The sequence below is a fragment of the Vibrio sp. 10N.286.52.C3 genome, from assembly GCF_041468865.1.
In the GTDB taxonomy this organism is placed as follows: domain Bacteria; phylum Pseudomonadota; class Gammaproteobacteria; order Enterobacterales; family Vibrionaceae; genus Vibrio; species Vibrio crassostreae_C.
The window spans coordinates 68,861-91,925 of sequence record NZ_JBFRJM010000032.1 but is presented as its reverse complement, the minus strand read 5'-3'; the positions used below and the strand labels follow the sequence as shown (position 1 = coordinate 91,925).

Below are 23,065 nucleotides of genomic sequence, written 5' to 3'. Positions count from 1 at the left end.
GAAGATTGGCGTTCCGCCTGAGTCCGTTGCACCTTGGTAGGTGGTCGTGTTAGCAGCACCTGTGATTTCAGTGATCTTAATACCTTCATTGCCCGACGATAGCGTCGCTTCTAGCGTTGAGATATTACGTAGTTCGTAAGCCTCTACTTGGTCTGCACCTTCCGTGGTAACAAACGAGCCTGTCGCCTGAGCGACAATAGAGCCTAAATCGCCTTCATCAACGACAAACGTACTCGCAACCGTCGTATCAGTGATGGTTGGCACATCATCCGTCACCGTGATCTTCAGATCGATCGCATTCGATTTATCTTGGTCGAAATCTTCTGCAACAATAGAGAAGTTAAGGTTAATCACGTTTTCATCGGCACCATCAGGGTGCTTGAGAGGTTTAAACAGTTCAAACTGATAGCTGTTGTTTGAGGTATCGAAAATAATTTCGAACACAGTTTCATTACTCGCTGCTGTTTGAGCAACGTAAGTAAATGTTGTGCCGCTTTGCGACACAGGTTGCCACTCTAAACTTTCTCCATCAGAGGTTAAGCCAGTCAGAACCAAATCTTCATCAACCAGTTCATACTTCACAACACCATCGGCACCTTCATCAACCGTGAATAACCCATTAATAATGGTATCTTCAGATTGATCTGAACCAATGCCAGTAAGATCGTCTTCATCGACAACCATGTCACCAGTCGGCGCCGTCATTACTGGCGCATCATCGAGCACCTCGATTGGCAATACATATTGGTTAGAATCATCGCCATCACCATCAACCGCAACGACATCGAATGGAATCGTTAAGGTGTTGGAATTCGGACTTGTAGGATGATTTAGAGGACCTAACAACGTAAAGGTATAAGAGCCATCATTCGCTAGCGCGAGCGTGAAGATAGGAGTCCCGCTTGTCGTCGTACCTTGATAGGTCGTTGTGTTAGCCGCCCCTGTGATTTCTGTAATAGAAATCGCTTCAGTTCCAGAGGTTAATGTCGCTTCAAGCGCTGAGACATTACGCAGTTCGTAAACCTCTACTTGGTCTGCACCTTCAGTGGTAACAAACGAGCCTGTCGCCTGAGCGACAGCAGAGCCTAAATCGTCTTCATCAACGACAAATGTACTCCCAACAGTCGTATCAGTGATAGTTGGCGCATCATCGAGCACCTCAATTGGCAATACATATTGGTTAGAATCATCGCCGTCACCATCAACAGCAACAACATCAAACGGTATTGTTAATGTATCGAGGTTATTTGGTGTCGTAGCGTGATTGAGAGGGCCAAGTAAAGTAAACGTATAAGCACCGTCATCAGTCAGCACTAATGTGAAGATTGGCGTTCCGCCTGGGTCCGTTGCGCCTTGGTAGGTGGTCGTGTTAGCCGCACCTGTGATCTCAGTGATCTTAATACCTTCATTGCCCGACGATAGCGTCGATTCCAGAGTCAAGATATTACGTAGTTCGTAAGCCTCTACTTGGTCTGCACCTTCCGTGGTAACAAACGAGCCTGCCGCCTGAGCGATAACAGAGCCTAAATCGCCTTCATCAACGACAAACGTACTCGCAACCGTCGTATCAGTGATGGTTGGCACATCATCCGTCACCGTGATTTTCAGATCGATCGCATTCGATTTATCTTGGTCGAAATCTTCTGCCACAACAGAGAAGTTAAGGTCAATCGTGTTTTCATCAGAGCCATCAGGGTGCTTAAGTGGTTTAAACAGTTCGAATTGATAGCTGTTATCTGAGGTATCGAAAATAATCTCGAACACCGCTTCACTACTCGTTGCTGTTTGAGCAACGTAAGTAAATGTTGTGCCGCTTTGCGACACAGCTTGCCACTCTAAACTTTCTCCATCAGAGGTTAAGCCAGTAAGAACCAAATCTTCATCGACCAGTTCATACTTCACAACACCATCGGCGCCTTCATCAACCGTGAATAACCCGTTAATAATGCTATCTTCAGATTGATCTGAACCAATACCAGTAAGATCGTCTTCATCGACAACCATTTCACCAGTCGGCGCCGTCATTACTGGCGCACCATCAAGCACCTCGATTGGCAATACATATTGGTTAGAGTCATCCCCATCACGATCAACAACAACAACATCGAACGGTATGGTTAATGTATCGAGGTTGCTCGGTGTCGTAGCGTGATTGAGAGGACCAAGCAATGTAAACGTGTAAGCACCATCATCGGTCAGCACTAATGTGAAGATTGGCGTTCCGCTCGCGTCAGTTGCGCCTTGGTAGGTGGTCGTGTTAGCAGCACCTGTGATCTCAGTGATCTTAATACCTTCATTGCCCGACGATAGCGTCGCTTCCAGCGTTGAGATATTGCGTAGTTCGTAAACCTCAGCTTGGTCAGCACCTTCTGTGGTAACAAACGAGCCTGTCGCCTGAGCGACAACAGTGCCTAAATCATCTTCATCAACGACAAACGTACTCGCAACAGTCGTATCAGTGATGGTTGGCACATCATCCGTCACCGTGATCTGCAGATCGACCGCATTCGATTTATCTTGGTCGGAATCTTCAGCCACAACAGAGAAATTAAGGTCAATCGTGTTTTCAGCCGCGCCACCAGGGTGCTTAATTGGTTTAAACAGTTCGAATTGATAACTGTTATCTGAGGTATCGAAAATAATCTCGAACACCGCTTCATTACTCGTTGCAGTTTGAGCAACGTAAGTAAATGTTGTGCCGTTTTGTGAAACAGCTTGCCACTCTAGACTTTCTCCATCAGAGGTTAAGCCAGTCAGAACCAAATCTTCATCAACCAGTTCATACTTCGCAACGCCATCGGCGCCTTCATCAACCGTGAATAATCCATTAATAATGGTATCTTCAGATTGATCTGAACCAATACCAGTAAGATCGTCTTCATCGACAACTGTTTCCCCTGTAGGTGCTGTCATCACTGGTACATCATCTTTTACATTAACGAGAATCTCAGCGGCTTCTGGTGTGTTCGAACCGCCAGATAGTGCAGAACGATCTCCATCCGCATCAACGGCATAAATTGGCAGTGCAAAAGTTAATACCGCATCTTCAACGCCTTGGTGCGAAAGCTCTTCGTACAGAGTGAATTCATAGTTCCCCAATGACGGACTATCAACTTTAACGTCAAAGACAGTAATTCTCGATCCATTGACCTCAACATAACCTTCGTAAGTTCTTACACCGTTGGTTTCATCAATCAACTCAAGTAGCACAGCCTCGCCATTTGAAACCAAGGTGCCATTAGTATTAAATTCAGTGGGTTCTAGCTCATAATGGTCAATGATGTCACTTTCAAAAATGTCCGCGGTGATACTGCCAGTGCCAGACACTGGCGCCGTGCCCTCTTGTGAGCCGCCAACAATGCCCGCTTCATCAACATCAATACTGTCAACATTAGTAATAACAGGGCTATCGCCATCAGTAATGGCAATGTTGATCGTATTGGTTACAACATCTTGGTCAAAATCGGTAATCGTGATTGGCAAAGCGAACGTCAGTGAATCGGTACCCACTTGTTCTATCGGATTAGACTGCTCGAATTTATAGGTGCCATCGGTATCTAGAGAGATAGTGAGAACAACCTCACCTCGACCTTGGATGGACAGAGTAATCGTTGTTCCATCATCAGAAAGTCTCGCAAGCGTGTTTTGATTATCACTGAGCAACCCATCAAACTGGTCCAGTGCACTTGCATCAAATACGGCTGATTGAAGGTTATCACTACCAATATTTGAGAACGTCCCTTCGATTGCCGCGCTGCTAGTTTCAACGTTAGTGATATTGACACTTTCAACAGACGGATCTATCCCGTCAAACACTGAAACTTGTGCGTTAACGGGTGTTGCTAGCGGGTTCCCAGCGGTGTCTTCACCTTGAATATCAAAGGCAATATCTATTTGATCGCCAGTGTAAGAAACCTGACCGCCACCAACAGACGTTACGTGATCAATTGGTTGAGAAATCGTTGTGGTCAATGAAAGCTCAGCGTTGTTTCCAACACTAACAACATCGATGTCGATGCGTAATACTTCATCGGTGCCTTGAACACCAATGATAGAGTTCGTCGCCGCATCATAAGTAAACGTAACGGGTTGACCACTTGAAGTAATATCACTGTTTAGCTCTGTGAGTAGCGAAGCGAGAGACAGTGCTTCTGGAACAAAAGAATCAGGGGAGAGCGCTAAACTACCAGCAATAATCGTTTCGGTAATTGTAATAGATTGGGGGTAGGTATTGCCAGAAATGGAGCCTTCGGTGAGCACTTCACTGATTGATTGACCGCCCGATGAACGGGTTATTGTTCTGAACTCTTCTCGGTCTTCATCAACCGTTTGTTCTGCTAGACCTGCGGTCTCAAAAAATGTCGACGGATGAGTTTCGGTGTAGTTGTAGTCAATCGTCACAAAGCCAGCGTTTGCAGAACCTAATCCGCCCCCCGCAGCCGTTGCTTCTAAGATTTGGGTCGGATCGGCACCACCTAAAATGGCTTCTTGGATAGCAGCAAATTCATCATCATCAAAATCTCCTGCATCGGCTTGCTGTAAGTCAAAATTAACTTCTCCAGCGATAGGAGCATCAGCCCACACTAAGTCTTGATCAACACAGCCAACACAATTACTTGCCACCTCAGTGACACCGTTTGGGTTACCTAATAACAGCTCTGCTTGGTTTGCAGTGATAACAATCTCGTTTTCACGAATAATATCGCCAACTGAAATTTTTCGTGCGCTTCCATCAGACTTAACCGCAATGACTTCTCCACTCACTGCCTCTACAACTGCAGCTTGGCGCGAAACTTCAATACCCATATATCCCCCGAGGTCACAAAATGCTGTATTGCCCAACATCGTGAAAATGATAGTAATAACGGTTTCAGGCTTAAATTATATTCAGAACTTATTCTCTGCATTAACAATCAATTACGTAGACTGATGTATGTGATGAGTCAGTTCCGTTTCGCCTGTTTTTTTTATAGTTTACTTAACTTTAAGCCTAGTCTTCCTTATCCGAAATGTCATGTCTGTGCGAAGTGACTTCTTTTCACAAATCTAGGCATTCACTTTAGTTTGTTCATGGACTAAGCAAAAGTTTATAGGGTGTTGATTAATGTGCAATAAAACGCACACCTTAATTACACCTCAAATTTTTATAAATATATACAGTAATAAAGTTGATAAATCATTAGGATTTATGGGCGATTGATAGGGTCGATATATACCTAAACCCCAAAGAAGAACTAAATCCCATATTTGAGACAAGGTGCAGCATAAAGCTGATGAGAAACTGTTCAAACACCGTATATGGCGCCAATTACATATACAACAGTTAGAGTATTGAATGGGTATGCAGGGACAATGAGTAGAAGTTGCAAATGGATATTTCGAGGTATCCAAAAAAAGCCCACTAAGTTGAACCTTAGTGGGCTTTAAAATCAGTATATAGCGTTATGCTGTTAGCAATGACACACAACTATTTAGCAAGGCGATTTGCAGTCCAGACGTAAAGCAGCTCGAGAGCAATCGTCGCACCAGCCAATGCCGTAATTTCGCTTTGGTCATAGGCAGGAGACACTTCTACAACGTCCATACCAACCATGTTGATACCCTGTAAGCCACGGATGATTTTGAGCACTTTATCTGAGTTCAAACCACCACATACTGGTGTGCCGGTACCCGGAGCAAAAGCAGGATCCAGACAATCGATATCAAACGTTAAGTACACTGGCTTATTACCAACAATACCTTTCACTTGAGCAATGATCTCGTCCACGCTCATGTCGTTCGCTTGCATCGCGTTAATAACGTTAAAGCCGTGCCCTTCCTGCTTGTACTCTGTACGAATACCAATTTGCACTGAATGTTCAGGCGAAATTAAACCTTCATTTGGCGCATGGTAGAACATAGTACCGTGATCGTAACGACTACCCTGACTGTAAGTGTCAGTGTGCGCGTCGAAGTGAATCAGAGCCATCTCACCGTACTTCTTGCCATATGCTCTTAACAAAGGCAGTGTAATGAAGTGATCGCCACCTAAACCTAACAGAGTTTTACCACTGTTTAGAATCGCATCAGCAGCTGCTTCTAAACGTTGAGTTAGGTCTTCTGCATCACCGCAATCAAACACAAGGTCGCCAGCATCAATGACCGAGGTGTGTTCAAATACATTGAAGTCCCAAGGGAATTTTTTACCTTCCCACGCCAAGTTTACTGACGCACGACGAATCGCATCAGGTCCCATACGAGCACCCGGACGACCAGACGTCGCCATATCTAACGGCGCGCCCAACACAACCACATCAGCATCGTTGTCGATTGGGTTTTGCACCAATGGACGACGCATAAACGTCATCGCATTGGAGTACAACGAGTAATCTGGTTTCGTAAATAGATCGTTCATTAAAAATCCTCAAGATAGGTGTAACCCATCAAGCCTTGCTCTAACTCTTCAAGTACGCTTTGCTGCTCTTGCGCTGGTACTTTCGCGGTGACCAAATCTTTGTAGTTCTGACGAATCAGATCCGTATCGATATGAACATAACGCATCATGTCTTCAACCGTATCGCCTTCATTGATGTAGTCGATATTCGCTTGACCACTTTCATCAACATTCACCACGACACTGTGGGTATCACCAAATAGGTTGTGCATATCGCCCAAGATCTCTTGATATGCGCCGACTAAGAAAAAGCCCATCAGGTATGGTTCATCTGGGTTCCACGCAGGAACTGGCAGCGTTGTTTCAATACCTTGGCCATCAACGTACTGATCAATCGTACCGTCAGAATCACAGGTGATATCCAGTACTACAGCGCGTCGCTCATCCGCATTATCCAAACCACTTAGAGGTAATACAGGGAATACCTGATCAATACCCCAAGCATCTGGTAAAGATTGGAACAGCGAGAAGTTCACGAAGAACTTGTCGGCTAAACGCTCGCTCAACTCATCCAAAATAGGACGGTGGTAACGGTTCTTAGTACTCATACGAGAGCTAAGTTCGTAGTTAATACGCAAAGACATCTGCTCTGCCCAAGCACGGTGCTGAAGATTCAGCATACCGGTCGCAAATTGGTTGTGCGCTTCTGCAATATCGCTCTGAGTGTCGTTATAGATCTCAATCAACGCACGGTCATCATTACCAGCATCGAGCTCTAAGAAGTTCTTCCACATGTTGTTTAGCAACATTGGAGCGTCAGCTTCAGGCGCAGCCATGTCTTCCGGTGAGTAGCTTTCAGTACCAATCACGTTGGTGATCAACACAGCATGGTGCGCTGTCAGTGAGCGACCAGATTCTGAAATGATCACAGGTTGTGGCTGATTGTAGAGCTTACAAATGTCCCCTACTGTCATCACGATGTTACGAGCGTACTCAAGCAAGCCGTAGTTCATTGAGTTAGAAGATTGACTGCGTGTGCCGTCGTAATCGACCGCCAAACCGCCACCAACATCCAAGAACTTCAGTTGAGCTCCAATATCACGCAGTTCACAGTAGAAACGAGCCGCTTCACTCACACCATTTCGCACATCACGAATGTTCGCCATTTGCGAACCTAGGTGGAAGTGCACAAGTTCAAGTACATCCAGCTGGTCTTCGGCTTTCAAGCGTTCGATAACAGTAAGCACTTGTGATGCAGACAGGCCAAACTTCGACTTCTCACCACCACTTGCTTGCCATTTACCTGCGCCTTGAGAAGCAAGACGGATACGTAAACCCAAACGAGGTTTCACACCCAGAGCTTTCGCTTCAGAAAGAACAAGATCAAGCTCTGACAGCTTCTCTAGAACGATAAAAACCTTGTGCCCTAGCTTCTCGCCAATCAGTGCAAGGCGGATGTATTCTCTGTCTTTGTAACCGTTACACACGATCACAGAGCTCGCTTTTTGAGCCAACGCCAGTACCGCTAATAGTTCAGGTTTGCTGCCCGCCTCTAGTCCTAGCTGCTTTTGCTCTAATTGAGCTTGGCTCGCTAAGATCTCATCAACCACTTCTTTTTGTTGGTTAACTTTAATCGGATAAACAAGTAGGTAACGATTGTCGTACTGATATTCGTCGATCGCTTGGTTAAATGCGTTACAGATATTGTGCACACGTTGATGCACTATTTGAGGAAAACGCACAAGAGCAGGTAAACCAATATTTCTTTGCTCTAACTGTTTTACGATCTTACTTAGTGGGACTTGATGATCCGTCTCGCTCGGTGAAACATACACCTCACCGTTATCATCAATTCCATAAAAACCTTGGCTCCAGTGCTTTACATTATACTCAGCACGGATGCGTTCCAAATTAACCGAATTTTCCAATTCTAGAGACCTCACACTATAGGGCCATCGACAGAAGATACCTCTTTGGAATAGCGAGGTATAACCCAACAAAAAGCGTTTAAAAACGATTTGTTGGCTGCATTAACCGATATTATTAAGAGCGAGTCCAACCATTGATATTTGTGGTGACGATTACGTTTTTTTATCGACAGATCGACTTAAAATGACAGGTAAGGAATTACAAGGTTTTAGGGTAAAAAACAGGCTGAAGCGCATTAAATATAAAGCAATTTCTCACATTAAATTAGGGAGAAAAAATGTGCAGAAACCAAAAGATTTTTAGTAAATTGAGTGAGGTTAAGTCAGAGTTGTGACAAATATAAGCACTTCACAATCTGAACTCTCGCTATCACCAACACAGCTTGTGTCCCGCGATTCGATGCCGATAAACACTTCATTCTTCCTACTAGAACTCGCTCACTTCAATGTTGTAACCGCTCAATTTTTGAACTTTTCTCGCGCATATCTTGTATTCGGTTCAATCTTCTTGTAATTTTAACTGACCAACCAATCGGTCAGCCTTCGAATTTAGGGGATACTATGAGCCATAATCTAGACCTTGAACCAAACACGTCGAGCACCAACGACATGGATCAAATATTCAACCGACAACAAGATCACTACCGTAACAACGTTAATCCAACACTTGATCAGAGACGAAATGATCTCTCAGTCTTGAAAAAACTATTAATGCGCTACCAAGAGCAGTTAATTGAGGCAGTATCTGAAGATTATGGCCATCGAGCAGAGCACGACAGCTTAATTGCTGACATCACCCCTTCCCTACACCAGATCAATTACAGTGATAAAAACCTGAAGAAGTGGTTGAAGCCTTCACGTCGAAAAGCCGGCTTGATGCTAACACCAGCCAAGATTACTGTGCATTATCAGCCAGTAGGTGTGGTTGGTATCATCGTGCCTTGGAACTTCCCAGTCATGCTCTCTTTAGGCCCTCTGATCACAGCGTTAGCAGCGGGCAACACGGCGATGCTCAAGATGTCGGAGTTTACTCCAGCGACCAACCGAGTTTTAAAAGCGATGTTGGCCGAAGGCTTTAGTGAAGATCAGGTTGCGATTATCGAAGGCGAAGCTGACGTTTCCGCTAAATTTAGCCAACTGCCGTTTGACCATATCCTTTTCACAGGCTCAACCGCTGTGGGTAAACACGTTATGAGAGCAGCGGCTAACAACTTAACACCAGTTACCTTGGAATTAGGCGGCAAATCTCCAACCATCATTGCCCCTGACTTTGATGTGGCTGACGCTGTTGAACGTATCTTGTTTGCCAAGAGTCTAAACGCTGGCCAGATATGTGTAGCGCCTGATTACATCTTATTGCCGCGAGAAAAATCAGACGAGTTCATCACAGCCTATAAGCGTTATTTCAAGAAGCTTTATAAAGCCGGTATTGAGAGCAAAGACTTAACCTCAGTGATCAACATGCGCCAATACAATCGCTTGAAAGGTGTCATTGAAGACGCACAAGCCAAAGGCGCGGTTATTCACACGGTAACCGAACAAGCACAAGACGATGTAAACCACAGAATGACGCCGCACCTTCTCACCGAAGTGAACGATGAGATGCTCGCGATGCAAGAAGAGCTGTTTGGTCCTGTTTTGCCTATCGTGCCTTATGATTCCATCGAAGAAGCAATCAATTACATCACAGAGAGAGAACGCCCACTGGCTCTGTACCTAATGAGCCATAATAAAGAAACCCAAGACAAGCTTTTATCAGACACGCACTCTGGCGGCGTGTGTATTAATGATTCTTTGGTGCATGTGGCTGCAGAAGACGCACCATTCGGTGGCATCGGCCCTTCAGGCATGGGACACTATCACGGCATTGAGGGCTTCAAGACCCTTAGCCATGCCAAAACCGTTCTAAGTAGAGGAAAAATCAACTTCACCAAGTTAATGCATCCTCCTTACAACAACCCAATCAAGAAACTGATGTTCAAAGTACTCAATAGATGATCACCAAAAGACAAAAAATCCTAGATGCTGCACTCCTGCTCTTCTCTCAACAAGGGCTAGAGGGCACATCTACCGGACAAATAGCGAAAACAGCCGGCGTGGCAAAAGCGACGTTGTTCCACCACTTCGAGAATAAATCTCTATTGATTGATGAACTGTTTCGCGAGCTGAAGCTAGAGCTATTCTCGACCCTTCAACCGCACACTGATGTGGCTGTAGAAGATCGCTACCAAACCTTTAAGTTCATGTGGATCACAGGAATTGAGTGGGCATTAGAGAATCCGGTTGCGATGAAGTTCTTCACCAATGTTCATTTCGACCCAACGACTCAAACTCGAGAAGTGATTGTTTCACAGATGTTCGCATCGCTAGACGAGATCATTTTGAAAGGGCAACAAGATGGTGAATTGATGGTGTTGGACATTAACCTTGTTAGACACTTCATTCATAGCCACTTTCTGATTTGTGCAAACTGGCTGATTGAACAAAGCGAGTCTCCACCAGAGCAAACATCGAAGTACATCAACGATAGCTTTGATATGTGTTGGCGCGCCGTTGGTGGGCAAACCAAGTAGCTTTAAGCCCAAGGCTCTAGGCTCTAAGCTCTAAGCTCTAAGCTCTAAACCCAAAGATATAAGTTCTAGACTCAACTGATTTCCAATAATGATCACTAAAGCGCCACAAAGGCGCTTTAATTATTTGAACACAATTTAATCACCTCAACATATTGACTCAGAGTACGTTCTTTCAGTACCATCCCACCATCATTTCAAAAGAGAATAACGCCATAATGAAGTACTAACATCCTGACATCCGATTTATTTTTATAAAAATCATTTGGACACTCGGGGTTAGTGGGCGTTACTTCATCATCTATTTTCACGACAAATCAAGCTCTTAAAGATCCGTTTTTTGACAAACAAACATCTTTAAGATCAGTACCTCAAAGACAGGAACCATCTCAATACCGCTTTCTCTCTTTCATTGGTAATCTATCTAAGTAACGCCTTTGGCGATCTGTTGTTAGCATCCAGCAGGAGCTTGCACAGAAAAGCGCCTCACCCCTTTTACTCGTTTACACGTAAAGGGAGGTATTTCTATGCCGACTATATTAGCCAATAATCTCTCATTCCAACTCGATACTGGTGAGTGGTTATTCAAAAACATCACCTTTAATTTGAGCACTCGCCTCACAGGCCTAGTCGGAAGAAATGGGGCTGGAAAGTCATTGTTACTTTCGTTGCTCGTTGGACAAAAACAGCCCACAACGGGCAGTGTTTCGCGCCAAGGTTCAATCGGCTTTTACTCTCAGTTACCATCAACGCTACTGGATACCAACATCACCATCGCTGACTTCTTAGGACTCACCGAAAAGTTAGAAGCGTTAAGCGCCATAGAACAAGGTAGCTGTGAACTGCAGCACTTCAATATCGTTGGCGATGATTGGGATTTGGAGGCGCGTACCCAGCAGTTGCTAGGTACATTAAAGATCACTCGTGATTTGAACACACTTTGTTGCTCTTTGAGTGGTGGGCAACTCGCCCTGTTACAGCTTCATCAGCTATTCGTATCAAATAACGACATACTGATCCTCGATGAGCCTTCGAACCATTTGGATAACGACGGACGCAATTGGCTACTAGAACAATGCCAGTTGTTTGAAGGTAAGGTACTTGTCGTCAGCCATGATCGAAGCTTATTGAGACAAATGGAAGGTATCTACCATCTCAACAGTTTGGGGTTACGTTTCTATAAAGGAAACTACGATGACTACTTCAAACAAATGTCGAATCAGGCCGATGCACTAGATAAACAGATTGCACATCACCAATCCGAAAAGAAACGACTGGAGCGCCAAGCTCAAGCTAATAAGGAAAAAGCACAGCAACGTGAGTCTCAAGGTAATCGACTCAGAAAGTCCGGTAGCCAACCCAAGATATTATTGGATGCGATGAAAGATAAAGCAGGACGAACGCAAGGAGCATCAGCCACTAGTCAAAAGAACTTAAAGGACCAAAACCAACATAAGCTTCAATCTCTTAAAGAACAAAAGGAACAACTAAAACCACAGGCCTTGTATCTACAACAGAGTAATAACAGTAAAAAGAGCTCTTTGTTAACCGTTGAAAACTGCCGCCTTATTTACGGCTCTGGTGCGCCAATCAGTTTCTCTTTATCACAAGGGGAACGGTGTTATCTAACCGGTGCTAACGGGTGTGGAAAGTCGACACTGTTAAAAGCGATTCACGGTCAACACGCCAATTATAAAGGCTCGATTAAGCGCTTAGGGGCGACCATCTATTTGGATCAACACTTTGGCCTGTTAGACACCAACGATACGATGTTCGATAGTTTAATAACGCATAGCTTTGTATTAACAGAGAGCGACGCGCGAACACTGCTAGCGGGAATTGGATTCAGGCGTGACTCGGTATATCGAAAAGTCGATCACCTCAGTGGTGGCGAGAAAATGAAGCTGGCGATGTTGATCGTCAGCCATAAACAGGATGCCCCACTTCTTTTGCTTGATGAACCAGACAATCACTTGGACATAGACTCGAAGCAAATATTGGCTTCGGCTCTGCGTGAATACCAAGGCGCATTCATCTTGGTCAGTCATGATAGCGATTTTGTTGAGGAGGTCGGCGTTAGCCAAAACCATATCCAGCTTTAACCTTCGTAAATTCGTTCACTTAGTTTAGTTAAGCGAGTATTCTTCCGGATACTCGCCTTTCTTGATTGAGACAAGTAAACTACGCGCCTCGAACATCTATTCATAAGGCTAAGGTTTGCATACTCTAGAACAATTAAAATCAGGGCAACTTAAAGGTATTAAGCGCTTAAAACTGTCGGAAAGTCTCACCGAGTTTCCTCTAGAAATCATAGAGCTTGCAGATTCTCTTGAGATCCTAGACCTTTCAGGTAATCAGCTGTCAGACCTACCAGCCGAGTTATCAAAGCTAACTAACCTGCGTATTTTCTTCGCGTCGAATAACCTGTTTACGCACCTGCCTGATGTTCTGGGGTCACTTCCTAAGCTTGAAATGGTTGGCTTCAAAACCAATCAAATCAAAACCGTTAGCGAGCAATCTCTGCCTACTCAACTGCGTTGGTTGATCCTGACCGACAATGAAATTGAGATTCTGCCAAGCTCACTAGGTGAAAGACCACGACTACAGAAACTGGCATTGGCGGGTAACAAGATTCGCGTGTTACCAGAAAGCATGGAAAACCTATCAAGCCTTGAGCTAGTTCGCCTGTCTGCAAACCAGTTGACTGAATTCCCTGAGTTCCTTATCAAGCTACCAAAACTGGCTTGGCTAGCGTTTGCGGGTAACCCGTTTTGCAAACACCCTAGCAGCTTAGATAGCGTGCCTGCTGTAAGCTCGCAATGCTACTCACTGAATCAAGTACTTGGCCAAGGCGCATCTGGCGTGATCTCGCATGCAAGCTGGCTAAACAGCGACTTCGATTTTCCACAGGAAGTGGCGGTTAAAGTGTTTAAAGGCGAAGTCACCAGTGACGGCTACCCACATGATGAACTGGAAGCGTGCTTGCAGGCTGGACACCATAACAACTTGGTAAAATCTATCGCCCAAGTAGAGGAACAAGATTACCTAGCTTTGGTGATGGAACTCATTCCAAACAGCTACTACAACCTAGGGCTACCACCAACACTCGAGACTTGCACGCGTGATACTTTCCCAGAAGGTTTCGAACTTTCAATTGCTCAAATCAATAGCATTACAGAGCAGATGATTGATGTGTTTGAACACCTTCATGCCAATAAAGTCTCTCATGGTGATCTATACGCTCACAACACTTTAGTGAACGAACAAGGTCAGATGATCTTTGGTGACTTTGGCGCTGCGACTATCTACGGCTACCTAACTGAAGAACAGCAACAAGGTATTCGCCGAATTGAAGCACGTGCATTGAAGTACTTTATTGAAGACCTACTGACGATTTGTGCAAAGCAAGATCAAGACAGCGAGCTTTATACTCGATTGGCGAACTTCGAAGCTTAATAGAAGTATTCAGTCAGATTGAAGACAACAAAGCCAACATCACTGTTGGCTTTTTTATATGCTAATTAAACGAACCAGCGTTTAGCTTTCAACTTGAACAAGCTTCAAGTACGAATGCAGCTCTCCGCTCTTATACTCAACCGCAGAGTGAATATTAAGGTCAGCACGAGCCACAACAGCAAACTGGTAGCAGTTCTCACCCTTCAGAATCTCGACGTGTAACAAACCGTCTTTTAGTTGCCACTGCCCTGTTGTTTCAAATCGGTCGAACAAACGATATTCAATCAAAGAACCGTCAGCATTGAAGTGCACTTCAGTGATGTAACCGCCGGGGCAGCTCTTCACCCAAACTCGATTCTCGATATCACTGACCGTAAAGTTACGCCTTGTGTCACGCCACGCTAGAAAGCCTTCGCTATCATAAAGAGCAATGTCGAGATCAGTTCTAGAGATTAACGGCTGCTCATTTTGCTCACGACAATAAAGTTGAAGCAAAATTTGCTGAACTGTTTCGCTCTGTAATTCACTCATTGTGGCTTCCCTTTATCATTGCTCTGCGTTAGACGCAGTATTGATCAACAAATTCTATTTAAAGCGGGCTACACAAGCTCGTAATAAACCACATACAGTTGAGAGATACCCGGGTAGATATCTTGAATCACGTCTTTCAGTACTTGCAGCGTCATGTTCTCTTGCTGAGCATGGAACTCACCTAAGTCATCAAACAAAATTGGCTCAACGCTGATGATCTTAAGATTACAGAACACACGGTCTTGCTCTAGCGTCGATACTTCCACAACACTGCCTGGCTGGTAGTCTCGCTCAGATTCATCACGAATAGTAATCGTCTTCTTGCCAGATAGGATGTCAGTTTCAAAACGTTCGAAGAACGTCATAGTGGTCGGTGCGGTCATTTATTTCGGTCGCTTTACATTTAAAGGTTAGGTAAATGTTTATATACCAGAATGCGTGTTCAAGCGAATAAAAATTAGGTGCGGGATGCGAGATGCGAGATGCGAGATGCGAGATGCGAGATGCGAGATGCGAGATGCGAGAGAGTATGGCAAAGCCAAATTACAGGCAATAAAAAAGGAGAACCGAAGTTCTCCTTTTCTTAAACCTTTAAGCTAACTCTAAATTATAGAGATGCTTTCGCTTTTTCAACTAGAACAGCAAATGCTGCTTTGTCGAATACTGCGATGTCAGCAAGAATCTTACGGTCGATCTCGATAGATGCTTTCTTTAGGCCATTGATGAAACGGCTGTAAGATAGACCATTTTGACGAGATGCCGCGTTGATACGTGCAATCCAAAGTTGACGGAATTGACGTTTCTTGTTGCGACGGTCACGGTAAGCGTATTGACCAGCTTTGGTAACTGCTTGGAAAGCTACGCGGTAAACACGTGAACGTGCTCCGTAGTAACCTTTAGCTTGTTTTAGAACTTTCTTATGACGTGCACGAGCTTGTACACCACGTTTTACGCGAGGCATTATGCTTCTCCTAAACTAAACGAATTTATAAACTAAAAAGAATTAAGCGTATGGCATCATACGTAGAACTTGAGCAACTTCACATTTAGGAAGGATCGAGTTCGGACGTAGCTGACGCTTGTTCTTAGTAGTACGCTTAGTCAGGATGTGACGTTTACCAGCGTGCTTAAACTTAATACCACCAGCAGTTTTCTGGAAACGCTTAGCAGCACCTTTGTTGGTTTTCATCTTAGGCATGATGAATAACTCCGCATTGTTGAGTTGTTAATAACATAGTAATTAGGGCGAATAAAACCCCGCAACCTGAGGCTGCAGGGTTCAATTACTTGCAAAGCCGTTAATTACTTCTTTTTAGGGGCCAACACCATGATCATCTGGCGACCTTCAATTCTCGTTGGGAAAGATTCGACTACTGCAAATTCTTCAGTATCCGCTTTCAAACGATTAAGAACGTCAACACCGATTTCTTGGTGAGCCATTTCGCGGCCACGGAAGCGAATTGTTACCTTCACTTTGTTGCCGTCTTCTAGGAAACCAGTCAGGTTGCGTAGTTTTACCTGATAGTCTCCAATATCAGTTCCAGGTCGGAATTTAATTTCCTTGATCTGAACCTGCTTTTGCTTCTTCTTCTGCTCTTTCGCAGCTTTGCTCTTCTCGAAGAGGAACTTACCGTAGTCCATCACACGACAAACTGGCGGCTCGGCGTTAGGGCTGATCTCTACAAGATCCATACCAGCTTCATTTGCAGCTTCCATCGCTTCAGCGATTGATACTACACCAACAGCTTCGCCGTCTGCGCCAGTTAGACGCACTTCACGAACGCCACGAATGTCACCGTTTAAACGGTGCTGGTTTTGTTTGGCCGGTTGTTGGCCACGTCTTCCGCCTTTAATAGCTATTCCTCCAGATTGAGCTTACGGCTTGAAACCTCGGCTTGGATGTATGAAATAAAGTCATCCACTTTAAATTTGCCAAGGTCCTTACCTTTACGTGTACGTACTGCAATTTCGCCGGCTTCCATTTCTTGGTCACCACACACAAGCATGAACGGTACACGTTTCAAAGTATGTTCGCGGATTTTAAAGCCAATCTTCTCATTTCTCAAGTCTGCTTTGACTCTAAATCCACTTTTTTGCAGTTTTTTCGTAATTTCTTGTACATATTCAGACTGTTTGTCTGTAATGCCCATTACAACTGCTTGTTCTGGCGCCAACCACGTTGGGAAGAAGCCAGCGTATTCTTCAATAAGAATACCAATGAAGCGTTCTAGTGAACCTAAAATCGCGCGGTGGATCATAACTGGCGTGTGACGCTCGTTATCTTCACCTACGTAAGTAGCACCTAAACGTTCTGGTAATGCAAAATCGAGCTGCACTGTACCACATTGCCAAGCGCGGTCCAAACAATCATGCAAAGTAAATTCAATCTTAGGTCCGTAGAACGCACCCTCGCCTTCTTGAATCTCGTATGCAATGTCCATTGCCTCTAGCGCTTGCTTAAGGTCAGCCTCTGCACGGTCCCACATTTCGTCTGAACCTACACGCTGTTCTGGACGAGTAGATAGCTTAACAACGATGCTTTCGAAGCCGAAAGTTGTGTAAGTATCGTAAACCATTTCAATACAAGCTTTAACTTCTTGTTGAACTTGGTCTTCAGTACAGAATACGTGAGCATCATCTTGAGTGAAGCCACGAACACGCATAATGCCGTGAAGTGCGCCAGACGGCTCGTTACGGTGACATGAGCCGAACTCAGCCATACGTAGCGGTAGATCACGGTAAGATTTCAAACCTTGGTTGAAGATTTGAACGTGACCAGGACAGTTCATTGGCTTGATAGCGTATTCACGGTTCTCTGAAGAAGTAGTGAACATCGCTTCAGCGTACTTATCCCAGTGACCAGAGCGTTCCCAAAGAACACGGTCCATCATTAATGGGCCTTTAACTTCTTGGTAATCGTACTCAGTCAGTTTTTGACGAATAAATACTTCTAGCTCACGGAAGATAGTCCAACCGTTGTGGTGCCAGAACACCATGCCTGGTGCTTCTTGCTGCATGTGGAATAGGTCAAGCGCTTTACCGATTTTACGGTGGTCACGTTTAGCCGCTTCTTCTAGGCGCACAAGGTGAGCTTTAAGTGCCTTCTTGTCGTGGAATGCAGTGCCGTAGATACGTTGAAGCATCTTGTTGTCACTGTTACCACGCCAGTATGCACCCGCTACGTTAAGTAGAGTGAAGTGCTGGCAGAAGCTCATGTTAGGCACGTGTGGACCACGACACATATCGATGTATTCTTCGTGATGGTACAGGCCTGGACGATCGTCTTTAGAAACGTTCTCGTCCAAGATTTCAATCTTGTAAGTCTCGCCGCGAGCTTCGAATGCGTCGCGCGCTTCCTGCCAGCTAACTTTCTTCTTAACAACCTGGTATTTGGTCTTCGCTAGCTCTTTCATGCGCTTTTCGATCTTTTCTAGATCGTCTTGCGTTAGAGAGTGCTCAAGATCGATATCGTAGTAGAAACCGTTATCGATAGTAGGACCGATCGCCATTTTCGCTTCTGGAAAAAGCTGCTTAACCGCGTGGCCTAAAAGGTGAGCACAAGAGTGACGAACGATTTCAAGGCCATCAACTTCATCTTTAGCTGTGATGATTTCTAGGCTTGCATCGTTTTCGATAAGATCACAAGCATCAACACGCTCGCCGTCTACACGACCAGCAATGGTAGCTTTCGCAAGACCAGGACCGATTGATAGGGCAACATCTAGAGTTGATACAGGGTTGTCAAATTGACGCTGACTACCGTCAGGAAGAGTAATAATTGGCATTATTTGTCCTTTACAGTGGTGTTGCACACCAAGCAACACATGAAAATGTTTAATATATGTCTTTCAATCAACGAGTACGCTGATTGGGGATATATGCATAATAAATATACCCACATAGAAGCAAATACAGATGCCCTATTTGTAGGTATCCGAGCATTGTAACGAAATAATATGAAATGACAATGTTAGTCCCGCAGCACCACAAAACTATATGACTGAAATGTCTCTTCTATATAGATCCTTCTAACGCCTAACCCATAGTTCAATCAGTAATTCGTTGGCTTTATCTACAATACAAAAAAGCCGAACGGATAAGTTCGGCTTTAGAAATCGTACTGTCTTGTCTCTATTAATAGAAAGAGTAACGACTAACAGAGAGAGCAACTACGCATTCATGATTCTTGAGACTGCGTTACGAATGTCTGAATCGGCAGCGTTCGCAGGCAAGCTGAATGAGATGTATTGATCGCCACGGAAGCTCATTGAGCGATCGATTTCTGCTAGGCAGTGAACCATTGAGCCTTCAACGATGAATGACAGCTCGATCTCTTTATTATTCATGAAACCGCCGCTGCGAAATTCAATCTCTTGGTAACAACCCGAACGAGAAGCAAAGCTGTTGCCTTTTAAGAAGCCCTTCTCTACGTCTGCTTTCACCATTGCCATACCTGATGCTTCCACGCCTCGGATGATTTTAGCCACTGTTGGCAATGGGTGTACGGAGATAAAGTCACGGTCTTTAGGGTCAATCGCGAAGCCTATATCTAGGTTGGTTTCAACCCACACATGGCATTGGTTCATTTGTGCGTTCAACGCGGTGACTGGCGTTTCATCATTTAACTTAAGACGGAATGGAACCAGTTTGGTTTCGTCCGGTTGGATAACGAAAGGCTCTACGGCTTGAATACGACCCAGTGAAAAGGTTTCGTAGCTGGTGCTATCTTCCGTTTCTACTTTTACTTCTGTGTTGAGAACCAAGTTGATCAGGTCGATTTGTTGCTCAACGTCACCACCAACAATGTGAACATTGCCAGACAACTCTCCACCTTGGAAAACTTCAATATTATCTAAGACAGTATCAACCTTTGCTGCACCGATGCCCAACGAGGCCTTTAATTTCTTAAACATATTATTTCCCTTTCTAATTATCTGATTTACGAATAGTTCTTGCGTGACAATTTGCGACACTTACCTCACAGAATCAAGCAATTTGCCCCATCTATGTTGAATAAGGTCACATTGCCCGAGGAAATGTTGAAATCGTGAAAAATTCCGTTACTCTATTTGTATAGTCAAATAAGGTTTCATTATGTCGAAAGCACCGCTCTACCTTCAGATAAAACAGTTCATAGACGACAATATAAGTAGTGGTCACTGGCCAGTGGGTTACCAGATAACCACAGAGCTTGAACTAACCGAGCAGTTCAATGTGAGTCGAATGACGGTCAATAAAGCCATTCGAGATCTGGTGTCTGAAGGTAAGCTAATCAGGAAACCAAGGCTGGGTACTTTTGTTTGTGAACCAGACGAAAAAGCACAATCTCCCCTGCTTGATATCAACAATATCGCGCAAGAGATCAAAGACCGAGGCCAAACGTATGCTAGTCAAGTTATCAAGCACGATAGTATCAAGGCTGATGAAAGCACCGCCACACGGTTAGGTGTAATGATCAATGCCGAAGTATTCTATAGTGAAATCATCCACTTTGCGGACAACGCGCCGATTCAATTGGAAGCGCGCTGGGTGAACTCTCAAGCCGCACCAAAATACCTAGAGCAAGACTTTTCAACCTCTACGCCCAACGAATACCTTTCAAAAAGCTGCCCGTTAAGTGCTATCGAGCACACGGTTGAAGCCATTATTCCAGATTCTCAAATCAGAACGTCACTAAAGCTATCTGAATCAGAACCTTGCCTTCTTTTGAATAGAAGAACATGGAGCAAAGAACGCCTCATCAGCTTTGCATTGCTCTACCATCCTGGCTCTAAGTACAAATTAAGCTCCAAGATACTTCTAGATTAAAGAACATCATCCTGATCGCCGATCACATTTTTGCAACATCAACTTGATTCAGGTCAGCGTTTAGCCTATTTATTTGTATATACATTTAATATTTAGCAAAGATCTAGGTGATTATGAATTTGATCCTCAAAAACGCACGAGTGGTCTCCATGAGTTCGGGAGCCGACGGTTATCAGCCCTCTTCCCCTCAAGATATCGTTATCGAAGACGGTAAGATCGTGTCTATCTCTTGTTCAAACCATGAGGCTCATGCTTATGAGGTAGAACAACCGAGCACTGATAACTCTGCGGATTACATCACCTATGATTGCAAAAACAAGCTCGTTACCCCAGGTCTGATTGATTGCCACACTCACCTCGTATTTGCAGGCAATCGCGCCAACGAATTTGAACAGCGTTTGAATGGTATCTCTTACACCGACATCGCCAAACAAGGCGGCGGGATTCTTGCGACAGTCACTGCAACACGCGCAGCGCAAGAGTCTGAACTGGTTGAAATGGCACTACCTAGACTCGATGGCCTGCTAAGAAGTGGCGTAACCATCATCGAAGTAAAATCGGGCTATGGTTTAACACTTGAAGACGAACTCAAGATGTTACGTGCAGCTAAAGCGTTAGAAAATCATCGCCGAATTAAGATCACTACCACTCTCCTTGCAGCACACGCAGTACCGCCAGAATACAAAGAACAACCAGATCGTTACATAGATCTGGTTTGCCAAGAGATCATTCCTAAAGCTGCGGGGCAAGGGCTCGCCGATGCCGTTGACGTGTTCTGCGAATCTATCGGCTTCAACTTAGAACAAACCGAACGTGTATTTGCAGCTGCCAAAGCACATGGGCTAGCGATTAAAGGTCACACTGAACAACTTTCAAATATGGGCGGCAGTGCGCTCGCAGCTAAATACGGTGCACTCTCTGTCGACCATGTTGAATACCTTGATGAAACCGGAGTAAAAGCACTGGCAGAATCAGGCACAGTCGCCACCTTATTACCCGGGGCTTTCTACTTCTTGAAAGAGACTCAACAGCCACCTATTGCTTTACTTCGTGAACACAAAATCCCAATGGCGATCGCGACCGACCTAAACCCCGGCACATCTCCCTTTGCAGACTTAACGCTGATGATGAACATGAGCTGCACCCTGTTTGGTACGACGCCTGAAGAAGCGCTACGCGGTGTAACTTGTAACGCGGCGGCTGCCATTGGTGAGTCACAAACCAAAGGCAAAGTCGAAATCGGTTATGCCGCAGATTTGGCTATCTGGAACATCGACCACCCTGCAGATCTAAGCTATCAAGTCGGTGTTCCTCACCTGCATAAACGCATTGTTAATGGCGAGGTGTGTCATGACTCAATCTAAATCCAACGGTATCCAAGAGAACGCAACAACCGTGCATAACTTTGTGTGGACCGGACGTAATGATCTTGAAGATGGCGCACTCGGTACTCGCGTTCATCACATTACCAAGCAAGTGCAAAGTAGTGAGTTAAGTGACAAGCTGACTGACGGTGATATCGCCTTGGTAGGCTTTGCCAGCGATGCCGGTGTTGCAAGAAATAAAGGACGCGTGGGCGCGAAACAAGCACCTAACTTGATACGCCAAGCGTTGGCGAATATGGCTTGGCACAGTGACGCACACATCGCCGATCTTGGTGATATCGAGTGCAATGATGGTCAATTAGAAGTCAGCCAAAAACAGTGTGCTTCTGTGATTGCCAATGCCTTAGCAACCAACAAAGTGATTACCCTTGGCGGTGGTCACGAGGTGGCTTGGGCAACGTTCCAAGGTCTCGCTGAGCACCTAAATAAAATTCAATCAGAACACAATCCTAAGATCGGCATCGTTAATTTTGATGCTCACTTTGATCTTCGTGAATTTGAAAGCGACATCACCGATGTTAAACCGAGCTCCGGCACGCCTTTTAACCAGATCAGTGATTACTGCCACGCACATCAATGGCCGTTTCATTACGCTTGTCTTGGTGTGAGTGCCGCCAGCAATACCAAAGCGCTGTTTAACAAAGCTGACCAACTGGGCGTGTGGTATGAACACGACCGCAACATGACCCAAGTGAATCAAGTCGCTCAACTGATCAAGTTACAAAAATTCATCGTTGAGTGTGATTATCTCTATCTCACCATTGATCTCGATGTTTTCCCCGCAGCTACTGCGCCGGGCGTAAGTGCACCAGCGGCAAGAGGCGTGAGCTATGAAGCGCTTGCTCCTTTTCTAGAACAGATTTTCCAACACAGTGAAAAACTCATTATCGCGGACATAGCGGAATACAACCCAGACTACGACGTCGATGGCCAAACGGCTCGATTAGCGGCTCGTTTATGTTGGGATATTGCCAGTGCAATGGCCAGCGACTAATCCAGCTATACAGATAACTA

Annotated in this window: 17 protein-coding genes; 7 read left to right on the top strand and 10 right to left on the bottom strand. The window is 44.8% G+C overall.

Annotated elements, in window-relative coordinates; all coding sequences use genetic code 11:
• From AB4138_RS13995 to speA, 3 genes are all read right to left on the bottom strand, one after another.
• Window positions 1–4,806: retention module-containing protein (locus tag AB4138_RS13995; RefSeq protein ID WP_372306446.1), on the bottom strand; the 4,806-nt coding region annotated here is incomplete at its 3' end.
• A gap of 661 nt (window positions 4,807–5,467) precedes the next feature.
• Window positions 5,468–6,394, bottom strand: a complete 927-nt coding sequence (gene speB, locus AB4138_RS13990; protein WP_017063610.1) for an agmatinase — start codon at window positions 6,392–6,394, stop codon at window positions 5,468–5,470.
• Window positions 6,394–8,301 carry an arginine decarboxylase gene (gene speA / locus AB4138_RS13985; protein WP_372306444.1) on the bottom strand — a complete coding sequence of 636 codons (1,908 nt, stop codon included), beginning with the start codon at window positions 8,299–8,301 and terminating at the stop codon, window positions 6,394–6,396. The genes speB and speA overlap by 1 nt, the downstream gene beginning before the upstream one ends.
• Window positions 8,302–8,862: 561 nt before the next feature.
• Between speA and AB4138_RS13980 the strand changes: the two genes are divergently transcribed.
• The 4 genes from AB4138_RS13980 (at window position 8,863) to AB4138_RS13965 (ending at window position 14,327) form a co-directional block, all read left to right on the top strand.
• The gene (locus tag AB4138_RS13980) at window positions 8,863–10,299 is read left to right on the top strand and encodes a coniferyl aldehyde dehydrogenase (protein ID WP_017070227.1); all 1,437 of its coding nucleotides are present in this window, start codon (window positions 8,863–8,865) and stop codon (window positions 10,297–10,299) included.
• Entirely contained in the window at window positions 10,296–10,874 is a 579-nt protein-coding gene (locus AB4138_RS13975) for a TetR/AcrR family transcriptional regulator (RefSeq protein WP_017066051.1), read from the top strand. Before AB4138_RS13980 ends, AB4138_RS13975 begins: the two co-directional genes overlap by 4 nt.
• 524 nt (window positions 10,875–11,398) lie before the next feature.
• Window positions 11,399–12,973: an ABC-F family ATP-binding cassette domain-containing protein gene (locus tag AB4138_RS13970; protein ID WP_372306441.1), complete on the top strand. Its 1,575-nt coding sequence runs from the start codon at window positions 11,399–11,401 to the stop codon at window positions 12,971–12,973.
• Window positions 12,974–13,088: 115 nt separating this feature from the next.
• The gene (locus AB4138_RS13965; protein WP_372306438.1) at window positions 13,089–14,327 is read left to right on the top strand and encodes a leucine-rich repeat-containing protein kinase family protein; all 1,239 of its coding nucleotides are present in this window, start codon (window positions 13,089–13,091) and stop codon (window positions 14,325–14,327) included.
• 81 nt (window positions 14,328–14,408) lie between these two features.
• Here AB4138_RS13965 and AB4138_RS13960 read toward each other — a convergent pair whose 3' ends face one another.
• From AB4138_RS13960 to AB4138_RS13930, 7 genes are all read right to left on the bottom strand, one after another.
• Window positions 14,409–14,858: a hypothetical protein gene (locus tag AB4138_RS13960; RefSeq protein ID WP_017063604.1), complete on the bottom strand. Its 450-nt coding sequence runs from the start codon at window positions 14,856–14,858 to the stop codon at window positions 14,409–14,411.
• Between the two features lie 68 nt (window positions 14,859–14,926).
• The gene (yqfB, locus tag AB4138_RS13955; RefSeq protein WP_136978283.1) at window positions 14,927–15,241 is read right to left on the bottom strand and encodes a N(4)-acetylcytidine aminohydrolase; all 315 of its coding nucleotides are present in this window, start codon (window positions 15,239–15,241) and stop codon (window positions 14,927–14,929) included.
• Window positions 15,242–15,465: 224 nt separating this feature from the next.
• Window positions 15,466–15,819 (bottom strand): 50S ribosomal protein L20, encoded by a 354-nt coding sequence (rplT, locus tag AB4138_RS13950; RefSeq protein WP_004733517.1) that lies wholly within the window; start codon window positions 15,817–15,819, stop codon window positions 15,466–15,468.
• Window positions 15,820–15,861: 42 nt separating this feature from the next.
• Window positions 15,862–16,056, bottom strand: coding sequence for a 50S ribosomal protein L35 (gene rpmI, locus AB4138_RS13945; RefSeq protein WP_004738430.1), 195 nt, complete (start codon window positions 16,054–16,056; stop codon window positions 15,862–15,864).
• 104 nt (window positions 16,057–16,160) lie between these two features.
• Window positions 16,161–16,712 carry a translation initiation factor IF-3 gene (gene infC / locus AB4138_RS13940; protein WP_076654893.1) on the bottom strand — a complete coding sequence of 184 codons (552 nt, stop codon included), beginning with the start codon at window positions 16,710–16,712 and terminating at the stop codon, window positions 16,161–16,163.
• A gap of 2 nt (window positions 16,713–16,714) precedes the next feature.
• Window positions 16,715–18,643 (bottom strand): threonine--tRNA ligase, encoded by a 1,929-nt coding sequence (thrS, locus tag AB4138_RS13935; RefSeq protein WP_017059786.1) that lies wholly within the window; start codon window positions 18,641–18,643, stop codon window positions 16,715–16,717.
• Window positions 18,644–19,027: 384 nt separating this feature from the next.
• Window positions 19,028–19,771, bottom strand: coding sequence for a sporulation protein (locus AB4138_RS13930; RefSeq protein WP_372306433.1), 744 nt, complete (start codon window positions 19,769–19,771; stop codon window positions 19,028–19,030).
• A gap of 181 nt (window positions 19,772–19,952) precedes the next feature.
• On the opposite strand from AB4138_RS13930, the gene hutC reads away from it, so the two are divergent.
• The 3 genes from hutC to hutG all read left to right on the top strand — a co-directional run bounded on the left by hutC (window position 19,953) and on the right by hutG (window position 23,045).
• Complete coding sequence (gene hutC / locus AB4138_RS13925) at window positions 19,953–20,666, top strand: histidine utilization repressor (RefSeq protein WP_372129914.1); 714 nt, start codon at window positions 19,953–19,955, stop codon at window positions 20,664–20,666.
• 113 nt (window positions 20,667–20,779) lie between these two features.
• Window positions 20,780–22,030 (top strand): imidazolonepropionase, encoded by a 1,251-nt coding sequence (gene hutI / locus AB4138_RS13920; RefSeq protein ID WP_372306430.1) that lies wholly within the window; start codon window positions 20,780–20,782, stop codon window positions 22,028–22,030.
• Entirely contained in the window at window positions 22,017–23,045 is a 1,029-nt protein-coding gene (gene hutG, locus AB4138_RS13915) for a formimidoylglutamase (RefSeq protein WP_102393420.1), read from the top strand. Before hutI ends, hutG begins: the two co-directional genes overlap by 14 nt.
• The last annotated feature ends 20 nt before the right edge of the window (window positions 23,046–23,065 follow it).

What these genes read in the sequence shown, in the direction of transcription:
- speB (WP_017063610.1), bottom strand. Translation starts at nt 6,394, where the DNA reads ATGAACGATCTATTTACGAAACCAGATTACTCGTTGTACTCCAATGCG.
- AB4138_RS13980 (WP_017070227.1), top strand. Translation starts at nt 8,863, where the DNA reads ATGAGCCATAATCTAGACCTTGAACCAAACACGTCGAGCACCAACGAC.
- AB4138_RS13975 (WP_017066051.1), top strand. Translation starts at nt 10,296, where the DNA reads ATGATCACCAAAAGACAAAAAATCCTAGATGCTGCACTCCTGCTCTTC.
- AB4138_RS13970 (WP_372306441.1), top strand. Translation starts at nt 11,399, where the DNA reads ATGCCGACTATATTAGCCAATAATCTCTCATTCCAACTCGATACTGGT.
- AB4138_RS13960 (WP_017063604.1), bottom strand. Translation starts at nt 14,858, where the DNA reads ATGAGTGAATTACAGAGCGAAACAGTTCAGCAAATTTTGCTTCAACTT.
- yqfB (WP_136978283.1), bottom strand. Translation starts at nt 15,241, where the DNA reads ATGACCGCACCGACCACTATGACGTTCTTCGAACGTTTTGAAACTGAC.
- rplT (WP_004733517.1), bottom strand. Translation starts at nt 15,819, where the DNA reads ATGCCTCGCGTAAAACGTGGTGTACAAGCTCGTGCACGTCATAAGAAA.
- rpmI (WP_004738430.1), bottom strand. Translation starts at nt 16,056, where the DNA reads ATGCCTAAGATGAAAACCAACAAAGGTGCTGCTAAGCGTTTCCAGAAA.
- thrS (WP_017059786.1), bottom strand. Translation starts at nt 18,643, where the DNA reads ATGCCAATTATTACTCTTCCTGACGGTAGTCAGCGTCAATTTGACAAC.
- AB4138_RS13930 (WP_372306433.1), bottom strand. Translation starts at nt 19,771, where the DNA reads ATGTTTAAGAAATTAAAGGCCTCGTTGGGCATCGGTGCAGCAAAGGTT.
- hutC (WP_372129914.1), top strand. Translation starts at nt 19,953, where the DNA reads ATGTCGAAAGCACCGCTCTACCTTCAGATAAAACAGTTCATAGACGAC.
- hutI (WP_372306430.1), top strand. Translation starts at nt 20,780, where the DNA reads ATGAATTTGATCCTCAAAAACGCACGAGTGGTCTCCATGAGTTCGGGA.
- hutG (WP_102393420.1), top strand. Translation starts at nt 22,017, where the DNA reads ATGACTCAATCTAAATCCAACGGTATCCAAGAGAACGCAACAACCGTG.